This window comes from Rossellomorea vietnamensis (assembly GCF_025398035.1).
Taxonomy (GTDB): domain Bacteria; phylum Bacillota; class Bacilli; order Bacillales; family Bacillaceae_B; genus Rossellomorea; species Rossellomorea vietnamensis_B.
The window spans coordinates 3,301,035-3,315,555 of the sequence record NZ_CP104558.1 but is presented as its reverse complement, the minus strand read 5'-3'; the positions used below and the strand labels follow the sequence as shown (position 1 = coordinate 3,315,555).

Annotated in this window: 12 protein-coding genes; 2 read left to right on the top strand and 10 right to left on the bottom strand. The window is 46.1% G+C overall.

All coding sequences use genetic code 11. The features are described 5' to 3' along the window. Window positions 1-52: 52 nt before the first annotated feature. From murQ to N5C46_RS16985, 6 genes are all read right to left on the bottom strand, one after another. Complete coding sequence (gene murQ, locus N5C46_RS17010; RefSeq protein WP_261749509.1) at window positions 53-955, bottom strand: N-acetylmuramic acid 6-phosphate etherase; 903 nt, start codon at window positions 953-955, stop codon at window positions 53-55. A 244-nt stretch (window positions 956-1,199) separates the two neighbouring features. Further along, window positions 1,200-1,730: a competence protein ComK gene (locus tag N5C46_RS17005; protein ID WP_261749508.1), complete on the bottom strand. Its 531-nt coding sequence runs from the start codon at window positions 1,728-1,730 to the stop codon at window positions 1,200-1,202. A gap of 264 nt (window positions 1,731-1,994) precedes the next feature. Continuing rightward, window positions 1,995-5,057, bottom strand: a complete 3,063-nt coding sequence (locus tag N5C46_RS17000) for a cell wall-binding repeat-containing protein (RefSeq protein WP_261749507.1) — start codon at window positions 5,055-5,057, stop codon at window positions 1,995-1,997. A 186-nt stretch (window positions 5,058-5,243) separates the two neighbouring features. Then, complete coding sequence (locus N5C46_RS16995) at window positions 5,244-6,524, bottom strand: TRAP transporter large permease (protein ID WP_261749506.1); 1,281 nt, start codon at window positions 6,522-6,524, stop codon at window positions 5,244-5,246. Between the two features lie 18 nt (window positions 6,525-6,542). Further along, the gene (locus N5C46_RS16990) at window positions 6,543-7,121 is read right to left on the bottom strand and encodes a TRAP transporter small permease (protein ID WP_261749505.1); all 579 of its coding nucleotides are present in this window, start codon (window positions 7,119-7,121) and stop codon (window positions 6,543-6,545) included. A gap of 14 nt (window positions 7,122-7,135) precedes the next feature. After that, the gene (locus N5C46_RS16985; RefSeq protein ID WP_261749504.1) at window positions 7,136-8,134 is read right to left on the bottom strand and encodes a TRAP transporter substrate-binding protein; all 999 of its coding nucleotides are present in this window, start codon (window positions 8,132-8,134) and stop codon (window positions 7,136-7,138) included. Window positions 8,135-8,539: 405 nt separating this feature from the next. Between N5C46_RS16985 and N5C46_RS16980 the strand changes: the two genes are divergently transcribed. Both N5C46_RS16980 and N5C46_RS16975 read left to right on the top strand, forming a co-directional pair. Beyond that, window positions 8,540-9,604: a YeiH family protein gene (locus N5C46_RS16980; RefSeq protein ID WP_261749503.1), complete on the top strand. Its 1,065-nt coding sequence runs from the start codon at window positions 8,540-8,542 to the stop codon at window positions 9,602-9,604. 172 nt (window positions 9,605-9,776) lie between these two features. Next, window positions 9,777-10,475, top strand: a complete 699-nt coding sequence (locus tag N5C46_RS16975) for a FadR/GntR family transcriptional regulator (RefSeq protein WP_261749502.1) — start codon at window positions 9,777-9,779, stop codon at window positions 10,473-10,475. 49 nt (window positions 10,476-10,524) lie between these two features. Here the strand turns inward: N5C46_RS16975 and N5C46_RS16970 are convergent, their stop codons facing one another. The 4 genes from N5C46_RS16970 to N5C46_RS16955 all read right to left on the bottom strand — a co-directional run bounded on the left by N5C46_RS16970 (window position 10,525) and on the right by N5C46_RS16955 (window position 14,246). After that, the gene (locus N5C46_RS16970) at window positions 10,525-11,622 is read right to left on the bottom strand and encodes an Ldh family oxidoreductase (protein WP_261749501.1); all 1,098 of its coding nucleotides are present in this window, start codon (window positions 11,620-11,622) and stop codon (window positions 10,525-10,527) included. A 57-nt stretch (window positions 11,623-11,679) separates the two neighbouring features. Beyond that, on the bottom strand, window positions 11,680-12,837 hold the full coding sequence (locus tag N5C46_RS16965) for a UxaA family hydrolase (RefSeq protein WP_261749500.1): 1,158 nt from the start codon (window positions 12,835-12,837) through the stop codon (window positions 11,680-11,682). A 2-nt stretch (window positions 12,838-12,839) separates the two neighbouring features. Beyond that, window positions 12,840-13,175 (bottom strand): UxaA family hydrolase, encoded by a 336-nt coding sequence (locus N5C46_RS16960; RefSeq protein WP_261749499.1) that lies wholly within the window; start codon window positions 13,173-13,175, stop codon window positions 12,840-12,842. Between the two features lie 120 nt (window positions 13,176-13,295). Continuing rightward, window positions 13,296-14,246: a hydroxyacid dehydrogenase gene (locus N5C46_RS16955; protein ID WP_261749498.1), complete on the bottom strand. Its 951-nt coding sequence runs from the start codon at window positions 14,244-14,246 to the stop codon at window positions 13,296-13,298. Between the last annotated feature and the right edge of the window lie 275 nt (window positions 14,247-14,521).

Below are 14,521 nucleotides of genomic sequence, written 5' to 3'. Positions count from 1 at the left end.
TCCCATTCTATTTCTATGAACGGATATGGACAGGTACCCCTATACGATAAGACTATTTTTCTATGGCCAGACGGACATATCCGTTGGCATCTTCCAGGCGGTTCTTCGCTTCTTCATATCCGCAGCCGAGAGTAATCATCACAATCGAAGGTTTCACTTCATTATTCGCCTTCTTCAATGTCGCTGCGGCCGTTTCTTTATCAGCCCCCGTGATGCTCTCGATGATGCCGATCGCCCGCTGCTCAAGCTTGTAGTTACTGATATTCACATCCACCATCAGGTTTCCGTAGGCTTTCCCAAGCTTGATCATGCTTGCTGTGGAGATCATATTCAGGACCATTTTCTGAGCCGTACCCGCCTTTAACCGTGTGGACCCCGTCAGTGCTTCGGGACCTGCATCCACTTCGATGGCAAGCTCTGCTTCGGCAGAGATTTTCGAGCCAGTATTACAGGAAAGAGCCACTGCCGTCGCGCCTACTTCCCGTGCATATTTCAGGCCACCGATGACATAAGGGGTACGCCCGCTTGCCGCTATTCCGACAACGGTATCCAGAGGAGTCAGTCCGAATTCTTTCAGGTCGGACACTCCTAATCCCTCATCATCCTCGGCTCCTTCCACCGCCTTCACGAATGCCTTCTCACCGCCGGCAATCAATCCGACGACGACATCACTGTCCACGCTGAACGTCGGAGGGCATTCCACCGCATCCAGGACACCCAGCCTGCCGCTGGTGCCGGCTCCCATATAGATCAATCTTCCGCCTTGTGAGATCGATGTCACGACCTTATCGACGACTTCCTCTATTTGTGGGATGACGAGCCGGACGGCTTCCGCCACCTTCTGATCTTCCTCGTTCATCATGTGAAGAATCTCGCCGGTACTCGCTGTATCGATCCCGAGCGTATTCTGATTCACCTTCTCTGTTGATAATTCAAAAACATTATCTTCTTTCACAAGTCATTCCTCCCAGAAATCTGTATGCGTTTTCATTACCTTTATTATACTCGTTTTTAAAATAATATTTCAATTACATTTTGTATTATATGAAATTAAATTTTAGAATAGACCATTGTTTTTGATGGGAATAGTGGGGAAGTTTTCTATTTTAATAGAAAAACGACAAATAGGAGTTGGAATACATTCCCTACTCCTGTTTTTTTGATATTCGATTGTTTGTTCCCTTTTAAAGGTCCGTCCCTCAAAGTTGGGGGCCGAGTTCGTCCAGGTTGTGATGGGGTGAGTGGAACCCTGGCAGATGGAGTCCGGTTTCGTTGCGGTTCATGGATGAGATGGTTGGGATGGTTGAGAAGTGGGTCATGGTGATGGCTGCTCTCTCCCTCTGTCTGGTGATGACACTTTCTGAACAGTTGATTTCAAGCTGCTCTCCGTTGGTGAAATGCACATAGGTTTTTCCTTCTCTGGTGGAGGTGAATTCGATATGCTGGCAGAACAGCCATATGCAATCATAATCGGTAGGGGCCTTGGTGGGTATCGCATAGATGTATTGCTGCGGGCAGATCATGAGAGGTGTTTTTCTAAGGTAGTCGAATGCATGCCGCACGGCTTTGATCCTTCCATCGTACGTGGACCTGTAAGTCATGCAAGATTCATCCAGAATTTCCATTGCGGTTTTTTCGCTGAATGCCTTTCTACCACCGAAGTCATGGACCACTGACTGATGAACCCCATCATACGCCGGGCAAATTGCCACAGTCCTTCGAGTAACCATTTCTTTAAAACCTTTCAAATCAAACACCATCCTTTTTCCCTTTTTATATAAGCCTCTATTATCAGATTTTTCTTGGATATGAGACTTTATTACTATTATATACCAATCCCAGAATATTTCCATTTATATTTGTATATTTTTAAGAAAAATCTCATAATTTGAGGAAATGGATTATTTCCTGGGAGATAGTGTCGAAAAAATGCTTTTACCTGCAAAAAAATCCTCCATTTGATACATAAGATATCAAATGGAGGATGACTATTTTTATTGGGCTAAAAGTGATTCAATCACAGAATCCGAGATGGCTCCCTCTCCACCGAGGATATAATACTGATCCGTAACGGGAGCGAACATCGCAAGGGTATCCATCGTTGTAAACTGTGCCTCTTTCGGATGAGTCAGGACGACAGGATTCCCTTCAACCGCTGCAAGGGCAGAACCGGCAAGGGCATCAGGATAGTTCTTTCCAGTCGCGATGAAAGGAGTGGTGATGTTCAATTCACCTGCGAAATAACTGATGATGCTGCTATTCGTTTCATAACGGTCACTTCCACTCAATCGCTCATAGTTCATGAACTCTTCAGCCACCATTTCCGGTATGACGGATTCGCCGCCGATGACGTAGAACTGCTCGAACATGCTTTCTTCAATATAGTTCTGAACAGAATCAGGTGTTCCGTTCTTTGATGTTAATAAAATCGGCATCTCCAATCTAGCCGCTATCGGGGCAATGGAGAGGGCATCCGCGAAGCTTTGGCCGGTTGCCACGACTGCCCGATCCGTGAAGCCCAATTGTTCAGCGATTTTCACGGACGTTTCATAACGGTCGGCACCGCTGATGCGGGAAACCGTCTTGATACCTAAATCTTTCACTTCTTTCTCGACATTTGCACTAATGACCGATTTTCCTCCAACCAGTATCACCTTCTTCACTTTCAGGCGCTTCAATTCGTCCTTCACCGACTTAGGAAGGGTGGTCGTATTGGTCAAGAGTAATGGTGCTTGGTGGTGATAAGCTAGCGGTGTGGCGCTCAATGCGTCCGGATAATTACGCCCCGTCGCAATGACCGCTACATCCGATTGCTCCCAGCCTTTACTTGAAATCTTCACGGCCGTTTCATAACGATCGCTTCCGAAGATCCGTTCCGTTCCAATATTAGCTTGAGCGATTCCTGTCACTGCACCCAATGCATCCAGTCTTCCCCAGCCGGAGACGGTATCATATCCCGGAAGGACCATTTCTGCAGGGTATGGATACTCATCTTCGTAGTAGTAACCATCACCCGGGTTATCTTCTTCACTAAATGAAATATCAAGGGCTGTCCTTGTTAATACCCTTTCGACTTGAGCAGGCGTCAATCCGGCATCCTGGGATAGCAGCAAACCGGCTACCGCAGCTACGTGAGGTGTCGCCATGGACGTTCCACTCATATACGTCACGTTTCCATCGGGCACAAGACTTGGGATATCCGTCCCAGGTGCCACAAGGTCGATTCCATTTCCAAAGTTTGAGTAATCTGAAACAAGGTCCATATTATTTGTCGCCCCGACAGACACGACATATTTTGAGGAGCCGGGATAAGAAATCCCTTCCATCCCGTCATTACCGGTTGCGGCTACGACGGTCACTCCATGGTCATGGGCATATTTCAGCGCATACTCGATGACACGGCTATATGAACCGCCAAGACTTAAATTAATGACCTGTGCCCCGTGATCGACGGCATATTTGATCCCGTAAGCGATTTGTTCTGTATCACCACTTCCTGAAGCATCGAGTACTTTAACAGGAAGAATCTTCGCATGAGGGTTGATTCCCGCCATGGAGTAATGATTATTCGCCTCTGCTGCGATAATGCCCGATACATGTGTTCCATGGCCGTGGTCGTCCATCGCATCTGAATTGCGTCCTACAAAATTATAGCCGTCCTCTTTCAGGACAACATTGCTTAAATCGGCAAGGGTGTGATCCACTCCCGTATCGACTACGGCAATGACCGTATCCTTAAGCGTTTTATCCTTTAGAAGCTCTTGAAGCTCTTCGTATTGAATATCCGCATCTGGTGTACCACCGTTGTCCCCTTTATTATCAAGGGACCATTGGTACGGATATTGAGCATCTGTTGATAGGGCTTTATACTGCTGAACCGGTTCAACGAATTCCACTTCATCAAGCTGTGAAATCTCTTTCGAAGCAGCTTGTACTGAAGCGGCAGATGCCTTTCCTTCCACCACATACATATTAGAGAAGAACGCATCCTTCGACTTTAACGGAGAAACAGATTCCACATCCATTGATTTCGTTTTCCCCTGGATCGTTGCTGCGGCCTTTTTATCCTTTAGTTTCACAATCAAGCGTGTTTCTTCACCAGCTGACTTAACAGGGGAAAGTCCTGCTTTCGCCAAAATCGAAGAAACGGTTTTACTCGTCAGGTTCGAAATCCCGACGTTTTTAGCTGTGCTTGCAATTTTCTCCTGGATGAAATCCGGAGTCGATTCAAGTGCATGGTTGTATAGATCATTGATTGCTTTCTGATCTTCTTTAGTGATGGTATATGAGCTTGCACTGCCATTCGTTGCAACATCGGCAAATAAGTCCTTTAATTGAACAAGATCCCGGTAAACATCATCACGCAGCCCTTTGCTGAAGACCATTTTCGAGCTGATGAAAGGAGCCGCTTTGTAATAAAGTGCCGATAGATCTTGGCCATTTTCTGTTTTCGCTAGAACCGTTTCACGGACGGTACGTAAATCTCTTAAAATACTTTTTCCATTTTCTCTTTCTTTCGTACTTAACTCCGCCGGACACTCCTCAGCGATGGCTTCGTCAGATGGAGGCAGCGTCACGCCATCATAACTGATTGTGTACGGAGTCACCATATCGTCCATTTCTTCATCGAACTCTGCATACTCTTCTTCCATCCCATACGATTCAATCTTAATGTAATAAGGACCTACCCATGAGATCGGGAAGTCGATGATCGCTGGTTCGTTTTCATAGGAGTAACTCATATAACGGTCAAAAGCACGATTGTCGATGGCATTTTCCAAGCTTGAATAAATCGTTACATTTACTTCACTTTCAGACTGAAGCTTTACCCGTAAATGAGTGTAGTCGGCAATCTCCCTTTCAGAAGGATCGACCTTATACCAATGAACGGTCTCTGATGCAGCGAATTCCCCATCGACAGGGTTCCCGATCGTCAACGTCCCTTCCTCATTCGGTACACCAGACTCTTCCGCCCCTGCTTCCTTCACGGAAAACTGGCTGAAGATAAGCGAAAAAACGAAAACCAAAGCTACTAAACTACGAATCTTCCTTTTCATTAGAACCTCCACTTATTAATAAAATGAACTACAAAATCTATTAAACCACAGAAAGTTTAAATTGGAAATATTTTATATATAAAGGAAAATATAGTTTATTAGTAGTTAATATAGAAAACAAAAAATAGAGCCAGCCACGGTTCATGTTGAACAGTGGCTGGCTCTTTTCATTATAGAGGTCCGTCCCTATATCCCGGTCAGGAACATGGACAGTGCCGGGAAGTAGGTGATGAGTAAGAGGTCGAATACCATGACGATAATGAATGGTGTGACGGCCCGGATTAGTTTATCGTAGGAAACATCTGCGATTCCTTTTACGATGAAGAGGTCCAGTCCGACTGGAGGTGTGATCAACCCGATGGAAAGATTCACAACCATGACGACTCCGAAGAATACGGGGTCGATTCCCACTCCCATGGCAATTGGCAGAAGCAAAGGTGTCAAAATCGTAATCGCGGCAGAAGCGTTCAGGAAGCAGCCTGCGATGAAGAATATGATATTGAACATAAGTAAGATGAGCAGCTTATTATCAGAGATGCTGGTCACAAGCTGGGTCAGTTGCTGTGGAATCTGTTCTGCCGTCAATAGCCACCCGAATAAGTTCGCCGCAGCGATGATAAAAACGACCATCGCTGTCATCTTGCCCGCTCTCAGGAATGACTCGGGTATATCCTTCCAATCCATATCTTTGTAAACGAATTTATTGATAATGAATGCATATGCTGCCGCTGCAGCCCCTGCTTCGGTCGGAGTGAAGATGCCTCCACGGATCCCGAAAATGATGATCAGCGGCAGGACGAGGGCCAGTGCCCCTTCAACCAATGTACGCCTGAATGTAGTGAATTCAAACTTCCCTGCTTCTTCGGAATAGTTATTCTTTCTGGTGATCCAATAATTCAACATCATGATGGAAAGACCGATGATGATTCCCGGGACAATCCCTGCGGTGAACAGATCCCCGATCGACACCCCCGCGGTCACTCCATATACGATCATAGGAATGGAAGGGGGAATGACAACCGCAATCGTACCGGCACTTGCTACCGTAGCGGCAGCGAAACCTTTATCGTACCCTTTCTGTTCCATCATGGGGATCATCATTTTCCCGACTGCAGCCGTATCAGCAGCCCCCGAACCTGAAATCCCCGCGAAAAACATACTCGTCAACGTCGATACCTGGGCCAGGCCTGCACGAATCCAGCCGACCGTCGCAAAGGCAAAGGCCGCAATCCTCCGTCCCATGCTTCCGGACATCATGAACTCCCCCGTCAGCATAAAGAACGGAATGGCCAATAGTGGAAATGAATCCGTCGATGTGATCAACCTCTGAGGAATGACTTCCAGTGGAACATAATATATACTCGCGAGGAATCCGGCTACGGAAGCCCAGATGAGAGAAATGGCGATCGGGACTCCTATCAGCATTAATAGAAACAACACACCAAGAGCGACTAAAGCAACGGTCATACGATCTCCCCCTTTTCATTAACTGATATTTGTTTGCTGCTGGACTTCTTCCACCTTCATGGCGTCTTCCACGACAACTTTTCCTTCTTTCACTTCATATATATTGTTGACAGAATGGATCAGACAAATCACGGCGCTCACCAGAACGGTAACGTAAATGAAGGTCATGTTGATCCCCATCGCCGGGGAGATCTGCAGTTTCGTATATTGCAGGATTCTTCCGCCAAAAAATATGAGAAAAAGAAACAGGGCCGAGTTGATAACTTCCATAAAATAGTGAAGATACTTTTTTGATTTTTCAGATAAATAATGGTGCAGGATTTCTACTTGAGCATGACCTTTTGCTTTGTATACGATACCGATTCCCAGAAATACAATCCATACAAATAAATAACGAATGAGTTCTTCCGCCCACGTCAAGTTAAAGACGGAAAAGTCCACCATAGGCAAAGCATCATTTAAAAAGGTGCTTTGAAGAACAAATCGGGAAAAAACCTGATAAACGGTAGTGATAAACGCAATCATAAAGAACCCTATCATGATCCATCGACTGAACCGATCCATCCTATTACTCAAGTGAAAGACAAACTGTTTCATCGTGTAACCCCCTTTTATTCCCGTAAACTTTCAATCTTCTCAAATAACTCTTTTCCGATGGATGCTTCAAACTCCTTGTAAACAGGTTCAACTGCCTTTCTGAATGATTCTCGATCAGGATTCTCCTCGATTTGGATATCTGTTTTCTTTAAATCTTCGAGAAGTTTCTCTTCGTCTTCAAGTGCTACCTGTCGTTCATATTGGATGGCTTCTTTTGCAGATTCATCGACCACTTTTTGTAGATCTTCCGGGAGGGTGTCATGGGTTGTTTTACTCATGATGAATACGGCGGCATCGTAGTTGTGGGCGGTCAAGGATAAGTATTTTTGAACTTCGTTGAATTTATTGAGGTAAATCTGGGCCAGCGGATTTTCCTGTCCGTCTACCACATGCTGCTCTAAAGCAGTATACAATTCCCCGAACGGAATCGGGACGGGAGTGGAATCAAGTGCTTTGATGAAAGAAATATAGGGTGGTGATTCTTGGACGCGGAGCTTCAGATTCGCTGCATCGGCACTGGTCTTGATCGGTTTCTTGTTATTCGTCATATGTCTCCAGCCGTTTTCCATGTACCCGAGATTAATGAGTCCCCTGTTCTCCAGGTCAGAGGCAATATCCTTTCCAACCTCACCATCCAGCACTTTAAATGCATGTTCCCTGCTTTCGAATAAGTATGGAAGATTAAGAAGGTTGAACTTTGGTGCAAAGTTGGTGACAGGAGCCACAGAACCTATGTGGAAATGGATTGATCCGATCTGGGCGCCTTCAATTTGGTCACGTCCGTTCCCGAGTTGACTGCTCGGGAAGATATCGATTTGAATCCTGCCGTTTGATCTTTCTTCAACCAGTTCTTTGAATTTCAACGCACCTTTGTGATATGGATGTGTTTCTGTCTGCAGATGTCCAAGCCTCAGCACGTACTCTGCCGATCGTTCATTTCCCTTTGCCTTGTTTGAACATCCACTTACCAGGATCATCATGATGATGGTTAGTAATGCCACGTACTTTTTCATGTAACACCCTCCTACTACCAAAATGTAAGCCCTTACAAATTTCTGTAGTTTAAATGATTACATTCTAGATGCAACACTCTAATGAAAGTCATGACATAGCCATCATCACGACTTATTCTACTCCAAGGGGTGACCCACGCAATGTATTCTTGACCAGCCATGCCAAGTCCTTCTTAAACCAATATAATGGGACTTTGGGTATACATCAGCATGATCCACATTTAGGTACAGTCACCCAACCACTAATACTTATTTTATTTTCAATTTTCTAAAAAATCAATACTTTTTCACAATTTACAGAAAAATAATCATTGAATGAACCAGTTAAAAGTGGTTTAATGGAATTATATTGGTTGGGTCACTGTACCATTCGTATATTTTCATGAAACTAAAGGGGGTTTTAAAGTGAGTCCGATTGGAGCTGCAAAGACGAAGGAAACGTCTATTTCCTTGGAATCCAGGAAGATGCGTAAATCACTTCGATTAAAAAAGGGTTGGATGAAAGGAGTCATCTTAACTTTAGTACTTGCTTTACTCGCGGGGATTGTAGCGGATTTCCCCATCTTCTCCGTCATGGGTGTGATGATTATTTCCATACTGCTCGGGATGAGCTGGAAGGGATTGATGGACGTTCCGGCTGATGCTGCCCCTGGGATCACTTTCAGCAGCAAGATATTACTGAGGGCCGGGATCATCCTCATGGGATTGCGATTAAACTTTGAACAAATCCTTTCCGCCGGCTTCTCCATTGTGATCATTGATGTTGCAGTCATTGTGTTCACACTGGTCTTCATGTTATATCTCGGAAAGCTTCTATCCATTGACCGCCATCTCTCAACATTGATTGCAGTCGGAACGGCCGTTTGTGGAGCTGCAGCCATAGTTGTCGTTGCACCCCTCATAGGGGCAAAAAAAGAACTGACGGCCATTTCGGTGGCCTTCATTGCCATCATGGGAACAATCGTGACGATATTCTATACGTTTTTATATCCCGTCCTCGGCTTCACCCCATATGAATACGGTATATTGACGGGGTCCACCCTGCATGAGCTTGCCCACGTGATCGCCGCTGCCACCCCTGGTGGAGACATCAGCAGTGATACAGCCATCCTTGTTAAACTTGGGAGAGTCGCCCTTCTAATCCCCGTTGCCATTGTGCTGGGCTCCATCTTTTCCAAGAAAAGCGGAAACGTCCCTGCCCAAAAGCGGACATTCAAAGATTTACCTGTTCCCTGGTTCATTTTCGGGTTTTTATTCATGTGCTTAATCAATACTGTGGGATTTCTACCTGACGCATTGACTAAAATGCTCATTGCATTAAGTATTCTGCTTTTATCCATGGCCATGGCCGGTCTTGGCCTCAGTGTCAATTTCTCTGAATTCAAGAAACTAAGTTCCAAAGTGCTGATAACAGGTGTCGCTGGATCTTTTGCCTTGATCTTATTGGGCCTTCTCCTTACGAAGTTGTAGGGCCCCGAATGTTTCACTAGAGGTTGAGCCACCTGACATGGTAAACTGAATATACAGAATGATCCCTGTCATGACATGTATCTATTCAGGCGGGAATCAATCACATGTAAGTCTAAGAAGGTTGGTACAACCTGATGAAGCTACCATTTTACAAATGGATAGGGGCGATTATATGCAATTAAATCGAAAAGGCATATCTGAACAAGTGGCAGATAGCATAAAGAAGAAAATACAAGATGGCGAATTCAAAGTCGGAGACAAGATCCCCGGGGAACGGGAAATGGGAATCGAGCTTTCCGTCAGCCGGAATACGGTGAGGGAAGCATATAAGATCCTGGAAGCATACGGCTATATCACGGCGAAGCACGGGACCGGCGTATTCGTAGCAACACCTGAACATCAGATTCAAAAAATGACGGAAGCGTTCTTCGTATCTTCCGACCAGATCGATGATTTCTTCAGCGTTCGTAAGATACTGGAGGAGTGGACGGTGAAATGGTCCATCGAGAACTCCAACGAGGAGCAATTCCGTGAATTGGAACAGATCCTGGAAGAAGCCAACGAGATCCTCGGCGCCGGGGAAGTGGATTATGAAAGGCTTGCGGAGCTTGACCATAAATTCCATCTAACATTAGCGAACAATTCAAATAACATCGTTCTCATCCGCATCATGAATTTCCTTATTGATCTACTATCGGAATCACGCACCAAATCGATCCAGATCCCCGGCAGGGCCATCCAGTCGGTCCAGGAGCATGTGAGGATACTGGAAGCCATGAAACAGAACAATATCAATCTGGCTCAGAAATACATGAAAGAGCATATAGATAGCGTTGAGCATTCCATTAAAGAAAATATCGATTCCATTTAACTTCACAATGAAAGCCAGCTTCCTCATCCCGGAAGCTGGCTTTTTTTGATTATCGGTTAATGGCTTGTTGAGAAGAGAGCGGCAAAGGGAATTCCACTCCGTACCGGCTCCCCAATGACTGCAGCTCCTCCAACACACTCTCGGATAACTGCACACCCTCCTGTTGACGTTTGTCCCGCTCCCTTTTCCTTCTTTCTCCCGGATAACGGATTTCATCGTTCCCCGGTGCTTTCGGAACGTCCTTCATTTCGACCAACAAGCTTTTAATAGACTCAAAGAATACATTCACGTTCATGAATTTCTCAATATCCATCAGGATGAAAAAGTGCCCTACATTCGCATTCCCCTTTTCCCCATCCTCATAAATACTCTTCACATGAGGTCCGAACGCAGCCCCCGTCAAGAGCCCTGTCAGGATTTCGACCGCCAGTGCCAGTGCTGACCCCTTTGCTCCCCCTAAAGGCAGGACAGACCCATTCAGGGCCGCCTTCGGATCATTCGTCGGCTCCCCTTTTTCATCGATAGCCCAACCGTCCGGGATCATCTGTCCCTGTTTCTCCGCCAGAATGATTTTTCCCCTCGCGACAATGCTAGTGGATAAATCGATGATGACAGGCTGGTCATCCCCGGTGGGAAAACCGAAAGCCATAGGGTTTGTGCCGAAGAATGCTTCCTTCCCTCCCCACGGGGCTATGCCAGGGGGCGAATTGGTGAAACCGATACAGGCCAGGTTCTCTTCACAAGCCAGCTGGCAGAAGTAAGAGGCTGTCCCGAAGTGATTGCTATTACGAATCGCGATGGCTGTCACACCGCTCTGTTTGGCCATCTCGATCCCTTTTTTGATCGCCTTATAGCTGATGACATGACCAAGCCCATTATCGCCGTTCACCATGAGGACAGACGGGCTTTTTTCCTCCATTACAATGGATGGGGTCAGATTGATCCTTTGATCGGTGAAGCGCTTGGCATAGATGGGCAGCCTGCTGATCCCGTGGCTGTCCACCCCTTCTAAATTGGCTCTCAAAAGGGATTCTGAGACGACTGCGGCATGATCCCCCATCATCCCCATTTCCTCTAACACCGTTTTGCAAAATTGTCGTAAATCAGATTCGGCATACGTAGTCATTTTCTGCTCCTTTTCATTCATAATGTCCTCTCCATAAACATGGACTCCCCACACATAAAATGTGCAGGGAGTAAGGAATCAGGCACTGCGATATAATTTCGTCATAACAAACTCTTTATGACCTAACGCTTCCGCACATGTGAGTCGTCCGTTCACCGTACGGCAGATCATTTCCATTAATTGATCTCCGGCCTGCTCCAAGGAAATTTGACGGGAGAGGAGTCCCTGGACATCCACATCGATATGTTCGCTCATCGTACCCGCCGTAATCGGATTTGCCGTGATTTTCACAACCGGCTCAATCGGGTTACCGATGATATTCCCCTGGCCTGTCGGGAAAAGGTGGAGGACCGCTCCGCCGGCAGCCATAAGGGTGATGCATTCTGCCGCTGCAGAGGACGTATCCATGAAATACAGCCCGTTGCCATTGGCCGGTGCTTCAGCGGGATCCAATACGCCGATGACCTCTTTCGTACCGGTCTTGGCAATATTACCAAGTGCTTTCTCTTCAATGGTGGAAAGTCCTCCGGCAATATTACCCTGAGTAGGCTGGGACCCTAATAAATCGACTCCCTTTGAATCGATTTCACCTACATAGTCATTGTAGACCGCCATGAACTTCTCATGTAATTCAGGTGTCGCCATCCGGTCGCGGATGAGATGCTCCCCGCCTGTCAATTCCGATGTCTCACCGAAGAATACAGTGGCACCGGCTTCAACCAGACGGTCGACCGCCTGGGCCACCGTAGGGCACGATCCAAGACCTGTCGTCGTATCAGACTCACCGCATTTGATACTGACGGTCAAATCCTTCAATTCCACAGGCTCTTTCTGAAGCTCCGAAGCCCACTGAGCATACTCCTTCGCTTTCCATGAAGCAGCACGGATCGTTTCTAAATCCCCGTTTCCTTCAATGGAGAAGTATGAAACAGGCTTCCCGGTCTCAGCAATCCCGTCAGCAATCTTCTTCGACCAGTTCTCTTCGATCCCAATGACCACCACAGCCGCCACATTAGGATTGGAGCCCGTTCCAATCATGGTTCTGAAGTGCAGGTCAAGATCGGGTCCATACTGAAGTCTTCCATAAGCGTGAGGCAAGGCCAATGTACCTTGTACTTGTCTTGCCACAGCTTCACAAGCCGCATTCGAAATATCATCCACCGGTAAAATAATGACGTGATTACGAATTCCAACTTTTCCATTCTCTCTGCGATAACCGTATAATGTTTGTTCCATCCTTACCACCTCGCCGTTTTAATGTTATGAGTGTGGACGTAGTCTCCTACTTCCCATTTTTCCGTCGTTACACCAATTTGAACGCCATATTTCAGCACTGGCTCATCCTTGTCTAAAGAGACCAATGAAATCTTGTGGCCCAATGGAACATCCCCTTTAGAGGTGACTTCCACTTCTGAATTATCATCCATGAAGATCCCCACCACTTTTTCCCCCGCTGCAATCGGGGATGTGGCGACTCCTACGTGATCACCGTTGTGATGGATAAGAAACTTATGGGTGCTCACCGCTTTTGAATCTTGAGCATTTCTTTCCGTAACCTGACTATTGTGACTCATTATGGTGCCTCCTTTTAAATTGGTTGAGTGACCCAACCACTTAATCTATCTTTATTAAACCACCTATGGATCTGTTAGTCAATGAGATTATTTAAATTTTCAGAATTTATTTTCGACAAATTACACAGTGCAGAGAGAACGCTCTCCTTTTAGTACTTTCCCGATTTCCTTGGCCACCAGAAAGGACGTTCGAACCTGTGATTCTTCTGTCAATCCGGCTACGTGAGGGGTAAGGGTGACGTTTTCACAAAGAAGCAGGGGATGGGAGTCCAGGATCGGTTCCTGTTCCAACACATCCAGATAAGCTCCTGCAATCTGCTGATTCTGTAAGGCTGCAGCCAAGGCCTGCTCATCGATGATGCCCCCCCTTGATGTATTGATGACATAGGAAGAAGGCTTCATCCTATTTAATTCGGGTGTTGAAAGCAGATGCTCGGTTGATGGAGTCAAAGGGACATGAAGTGATATGAAATCGGATTCCAGCAACAATTCCTCCAGGGTTTCTTTTACGTGTACACCGGTTTCTGCCACCACATGATCATATTCTGTAATGAACGGGTCATAGCCGATGATCGTCATGCCAAATGCATGGGCCCGCTTTGCCACACGATGGGAGATTTCCCCGAGCCCGATCAATCCAATTGTTTTCTGATAAAGCTCCCCACCCGTATATTTCTTTCGATTCCATCCTCCATTCCGAACATCGACACTTGCCAAATGAAGGGGTCTTGATGCACTCAGGATCGCCGTGAGTACATACTCCGCCACGGAAGTTGCATTGGCATGGCGGGCAAATACCACCGGGATCCCCTTCTCTTTCGCCCGTTTCACATCAATATTATCCAACCCGACCCCGAGCCTCCCGATGGCCTTAAGGCGGCTACCCGCTTCCATTAATTCTTCATTGACGATTGTCTGGTTCCTGACAATCACCGCGTCATATTCAGGGATAACCTGAAGCAGCCTCTCTCTGTCTGTCCACAGATTTTCATCATAGTGGACCTCAAATCCTTGATCCTTAAGCTCTTCAATGCCTTCACTCCAAATTAACTCCGTGATTAATGCTTTCATTTCCATTCCTCCCCTAAGTCATTCCTTTATGGTTCAGTCACCCAACCAATAACTACTTTCATTTAATCACTTTCCGGTTGCCCGGTCAATATTATTTGAATATTCTATATGTTTTAAGAGTTCTTCTAATAGGTTCTACGTATCTATGAAATCCCCTCCTTGAAGAGTGCACATCCCATTCATTTCTTCCCTTAAACAAACGTTTGATTAGTGAGACTAAATCCTTTCGTAGCAATGATAGTGCCGTTAAACGATCGTTTAATAGAAAAAAGCCC